The organism is Bacillus manliponensis (assembly GCF_000712595.1).
GTDB classification, from domain to species: domain Bacteria; phylum Bacillota; class Bacilli; order Bacillales; family Bacillaceae_G; genus Bacillus_A; species Bacillus_A manliponensis.
This window is the reverse complement of sequence record NZ_JOTN01000028.1, coordinates 25508-31516: the sequence shown is the minus strand read 5'-3', so window position 1 is coordinate 31516 and position 6009 is coordinate 25508. Positions and strand designations below refer to the sequence as shown.

General features: G+C 35.9%; 3 protein-coding genes. All 3 read left to right on the top strand.

What is annotated here, in order from left to right; all coding sequences use genetic code 11:
* The coding region (locus BAMA_RS21080; protein ID WP_157406050.1) for a S8 family serine peptidase at window positions 1-2360 on the top strand (2360 nt) is incomplete at its 5' end.
* Window positions 2361-2524: 164 nt separating this feature from the next.
* Window positions 2525-2977: a S8 family serine peptidase gene (locus BAMA_RS21075; RefSeq protein ID WP_034643296.1), complete on the top strand. Its 453-nt coding sequence runs from the start codon at window positions 2525-2527 to the stop codon at window positions 2975-2977.
* Window positions 2967-5810 carry a S8 family peptidase gene (locus BAMA_RS21070; RefSeq protein ID WP_034643293.1) on the top strand — a complete coding sequence of 948 codons (2844 nt, stop codon included), beginning with the start codon at window positions 2967-2969 and terminating at the stop codon, window positions 5808-5810. The genes BAMA_RS21075 and BAMA_RS21070 overlap by 11 nt, the downstream gene beginning before the upstream one ends.
* Window positions 5811-6009 lie beyond the last annotated feature (199 nt).

Here is a 6009-nt window from a genome sequence, read left to right as displayed (position 1 = left end):
TTGGTCCAAGTATGGATATTGTTGCGCCAGGCGCCGGGATTTTTAGTACAATGTCAACACCATCTAAACCAAATACATTTGCGAAGTTAGATGGCACATCAATGGCTTCACCTGTTGTGGCAGGGGTTGTTTCGTTAATTAAATCAAAACATCCAGATTTAAATACTTATCAAGTTGAGGCGCTTTTAAAGCAAACTGCTGATGATTTAGGTGAAACAGGATACGATAGTACATATGGTCATGGTCTTATTAATGCAATTGCAGCATTAAACTACGATGTTAATAACCTACCGAAATATGAGAAAAAGGCTTCTGCAGCAACGTTAGAAAATGCAACAACTGTAACGTTGGAAAATAATAGTTTAGAAAAAACAGGTGAACTCAAGTCTCCATTTGAAACACATAATTATAAGGTAGACCTTGAAGCAGGAAACTATGCACAGTTCACACTTTCAGGAGCAGAAGCGTTTGATTATAAGTTGCGTCTTCACTTCTATCCAGAAGGAAGTACAGAAGCAACGGAAACAGTGACCGTGAACGATGTATTTGCCGGTCAAATAGAGAGTGGTTTATTTCAAGCGCCAAGCAAAGGAACACTTGTTGCAGAAGTAATGGATGCAAATGGAAACTATTCGGTAAGTGGTGCGTCTACGTATTCATTAGCGATAAATGTTGAACCGAGTGTAAATGATAATATTGCAACTCAGGAAAATCCATATGGCATAACATCTTTACCGTTTCAATCGAAAGATATGGGAGGAGAAGCACCGGTTTTCGTAAATGAGGAAGGTGCTGATACGGATTACTATCGTGTACAATTCCCGTCCAGTGGATATGGGAGCGTAAATATCGAGGCAATTGCAGGTTTAAATGCAGCAATTTCTATTTATCCTGAAGGGAAAGAAGAAGATGTTGATGCACATGTTTATGGTGACAGTGGTTTCGTGAATGAAAGAGAATCAGTTGCATTCCCAGTACAAGCGTACCAAACATATATCGTTGAAGTAACAGGAAATCCAGGCGTAGAAAATCCATCCGAAAATCGTACATATGGAACAATTTTACCGTATGAATTAACGATTGATATGGCAAATATGCCACAAGATGAAGACGATTTTTCTTTTCAGCATGACGAGCTCGACTTTGGTTTTGGTGTTGGAGAACCATTCCCGGCTGAGCTGTCAGAAAAAATAATGCAAAGTGCTATTGAGATGAGTGTAACAGATCAAAAAACAGCGGTATTTCAGCAAAATCAAGATATTGACCTTTATAAAATAAAAGTAGAAGAAGATACAATTGTAAGTACGAAGATAGTAGGAAATCCAATCGGTGAAGCAAGGATTAAATTTTTAGAATATGACGAAGAATCTGGTTTTCTATCTGACAGGATAGAAAATTCTTTGGAGGGGCAGCATACTAAGATATTTTCTTCTGTAGAGCAGCAGCACGTACTAGAGGCAAATCAACAGTATGTTATTGCCCTAGCTACAGTTGGGAATATAATAGGTCAATCATATGAGTTTAAGATGCAGGAAGTTATGAAAATAACGAAAGATCAACATGGTGTAAATGACGAACCTGAGATTGCGACACCAATTCAAATTAATAGTACTATAAAGGATCGTGCGTTAAATAGTTCTGATTTTGATACGTATTATTACAAACCAACAGAAGATACATTGACAAGTTTTAGTGTAAATGCAGTTGATATGGATAAGAAAGAAATGGAAAAATATCCAATAGATTTAGTGTTTTTCCCTCTCTATGTATTGTTTATTACGGAGGATACAAATGGAAATGGAACAATTGATCCAGAAGAGCAAGAAAAAGTTTCGCCCTATACAGATATACAAGAGAGTATTGCAGGTTCATTCAAAGGGAAGAAAGATGTAGGATATTTTATTACAGTTGTTCAACATCCAGATGTGCCTATATGGTTGAATATTCGTGAGTACGAATTATCGCTAACTGCGGTAAACGGTGAAGACGAAGATAAAGATTCTGTTGTGAAGAAAAACATCCCATCGAAACCACTAGCGCTAACAGCAGGTGATAACGGCTGGACAGCAACTGGTCTTTATAATGGCGGCGTAGAATTTGGTGATAGCGATTACTACTTATTTAACAATAATAAAAAGCAAAATGTAACAGTTTCTGTTACATCACCAGCAGGTTTAGATTCTGTTCTTTCTATTTACAACCATAAAGGTCGTTTAATTCAAAAAGTAGACACTTACTTTGTAGGTGATATAGAGGAAGTAACGGTGAACTTAAACAAAGGTAGATATTTCATTAAAGTAGAAGAAGTAAACGGTGCGTCAAGTAACAATCCGTACACGGTAAGTGTGAAAGTGAAATAATTGAACAACAAAGACCCTTACAGTCGTAAGGGTCTTTGTTGTTTCTTTCGCAATAAAAGACAAGTTTTTTCAATGAATTCAGAATTTTTCCTCAAGTTATGTAAAAATTTATAAAAATATGTTAACATTTGGATAAAATATATTATAGGAAGAAGGGACGTTTATTGAAAAGAATTAAGAAGAAAGCTCTCACGATAGGATTAGCCGCTTCACTACTTATTCCAACCACAAGTTTTGCAACCACTCAAAAACCAATTCAATACAAGTTTATTCAAAAGAATAAAGGCGACGTGAAACTAGCAACGGATACATTTATTGTCAAATATTCTGAAGGTATTACAAAAAAAGAGCATGCTAGTTTAGGAACAACCGTTGTTCAAAGAATTCCAAGCTTAAAGTATGATGTTGTTCAAATTAAAAAAGGGGAAGATACGAAAGAAGTATTTAAAAAGTATGAAAAACTAGGAAAAGTAAAAGTAATTGCGCCGAGTGTACAATATACAACGTTTGCGACAAATGATGAAAAAGTTAGTGAAGCATATGCGCTTTCTTCATTGCAAATTGAAGAAGCGTGGAAGCTTGCTGGTAATCATGAAGTAAAGGTTGGTGTTTATTGATACAGCCGTCAACATAGAACACCCAGAATTAAAGGAGAGCATGCTACCTCCTTATAAAGTTATAAATCCTAACAATAGTGTTGTTCCAGATATTCACGGTACACATGTAGCAGGAATTATTTCGGCAAAAGAAAATAATAAGATTGGTGCTCACGGAATTAATCCAAAAGCGAAAGTAATGTCAATTGATATATCTAATAATGAAAAAATGTTATCGGATTATTACATTGCAAAAGGTATTTTGCATGCGGTAGAACAAGGTATAGATGTTATTAATATGAGTTTTGGTAGTCCTGCTGATAGTGCAATTTTACAAGAAGCAATTCAAGTAGCGGTTGAAAATAACGTTGTTGTTGTTGCAGCCGCAGGGAATGAATCGAGAAGTTCGTACAGTTACCCAGCTGCATACGATGGGGTTATTTCGGTTGGTGCAACAGATGCAAATAAAGAATTGGCGGAGTTCTCTAATTATGGTCCAAGTGTAGATGTGGTAGCGCCGGGTGTAGGAGTATTCAGTACGATTGCAACGCCTAAAAAACCAAATACATATGCAAAACTTGATGGCACATCGATGGCATCACCAGTTGTAGCAGGGGTTGCATCATTAATTAAATCTAAATACCCTGATTTAAATTCTTATGAAGTAGAGGCACTTTTAAAGAGTACGGCAAATGATTTAGGAGAACCAGGATATGATAATACATATGCACACGGTCTTGTGAATCCGGTTGAAGCTTTAAAATATGATGTAAGTAAACTTCCAAACTATGATGGGAAAGCAACTGCAGATGTTCTACAACATGCGACAGAAGTAACATTTGAAAATGGTGCTGCAGAGAAAAAAGGGTCTTTGACGAAGCCTTTTGAATCACATAGTTACAAAATGGATTTAGAAGCGGGAAGTGCTGCGCAGTTTGCATTAACAACAAGCGAAAATTTTGATTATAAATTACGTCTGTACTTCTATCCGGAAGGAAGTACAGAAGCAACGGAAACAGTAAATTTAAATGATTTGTTTGCGGGTGAAACAGAAGGTGGATTATTTAAAGCGCCAGGAAAAGGAACGTTAGTTGCGGAAGTAGTAGATGCAAATGGTAACTATGCGACAGATGGTTCCTCAGCTTATACGTTAACAATGAATGTTGCAAACAATGTAAAGGATGATATGGCAACGCCGGAACAACCATATGATGTAACATCATTGCCATTTGCATCAAATGCGATTCAAGAAGTAGCACCAACTCTTATCAGTAATGGATCAGTAGATACAGATTATTATCGTGTGCGTTTTCCGCATAGTGGATATGCAAATGTGAACGTTGCGCCAATAGTAGGATTAGATACAGCGATTTCTATTTATCCTGAAGGGAAATTGGAAGAATACGAATCTCATATTATAGGAAATAATGCACGAACAAATGAAAAAGAATCAGTATCATTCCCAGTAAACGCACATGAAACGTATATTGTAGAAGTAACAGGGAATCAGCCGATTAGAGGACGAGGCGTTGTAGAAAAACAACCAAAAGAACGACAAGTGGGTACCATCTTGCCATATGAGTTGCATATTAACATGGCACAGATGCCTAATGATGAAGATAACTTTATAGCAGAAAATAAGGAGTTAGACTTATTTGGTGCAGCAGAGTTAACGCCTGAAGTTTCGGCGAAAATGCTGCAAAACGCGATTCCTGTGGGAATTAATGATAGTAAAACAGGAGTATTGCAAACCGATCAAGATGTTGACCTTTATAAAGTTAAAGTAGAAGAAGATACAATTCTAAATACAACATTAGCAGGTAGTCTTCTTGGGAGAACAGATTTTCAATTATATGAGTATGATGAAGAAGCTGGTGTATTAGTATTTGTTAATACTGGTGCAGAAGGCGATGGGATTGGTATGATACTTGAGCAATTATACGGTATTAAAAATGAAGGGAAAAATCGCTTATTACAGGCAAATAAGCAGTATGTGATTGCTACAACATCATTAGGAAGTATTACCGGTGAACCGTATGAACTAAAGACGAAAAAAATTGAAACAGTTGTTCAAGATGAATATGGAGAGAATGATACACCAGAGACCGCAACACCTGTTGAATTAAATAGTAGTATCACAGATCGTCTTATTACGAGTACAGATACAGATGTACATTATTTAAAGATAACAGACGATGTATTAGCAAGTTTTATGCTAACAAATAATCCTGGAAAGGGCTATCCAATTTCTTTAACACAGTTTCTTCAGATAGAGTTGGCGGTGATAGAAGATAAGAATGGAAATAAAATGATTGATCCGGAAGAAGAAGAGACAGAAATAAAATATGACGATTCTTTAGGTGATATTGTAGGCTCTCTTCAAGGAAAGAAAGGTTCTGGTTATTTCTTTACGGTTAGTAATCAAGCTGGTTTAAACTTAAATAGTTATACGCTATCCTTCACTTCGGTAGAAACAGCTGACGAAGATAAAGATTCTGTCGTGACGAAGAATATCCCATCAAAACCACTTTCTTTCAAAGAAGAAAATGGTGAATGGACGGCGACTGGTCTTTATAACGGTGGTGTAGCATTTGGTGATAGTGATTACTACTTATTCAACAATAATAAAAAGCAAGATGTAACAGTTTCTGTCACATCACCAGTTGGTTTAGATTCTGTTGTATCGATTTACAATCATAAAGGTCGCCTTATTCAAAAGGTAGATACTTACTTCGTAGGTGATATAGAAGAAGCAACAGTGAATTTAAATAAAGGTAGGTACTACATTAAGGTAGGGGAAGCAGCTAAGGCATCGAGTAATAATCCATATACAGTAAATATAAAAGTAAAATAACAGAACAAAAAGAGTCCTTCTAGAGCTTTTACGCTTTGGAAGGACTCTTTTATAATTTTATATTCGAATTTTAATATGTAAGAAGAAAGAAATGTAAGATAGTTTTATAGTTTGCTATACTATTCTAGATTTGTCTACATTCTATAGCAGATTTTTATAAGAATAAAAAAATAGGATAGAAGGACGAGTCGTAATTTTA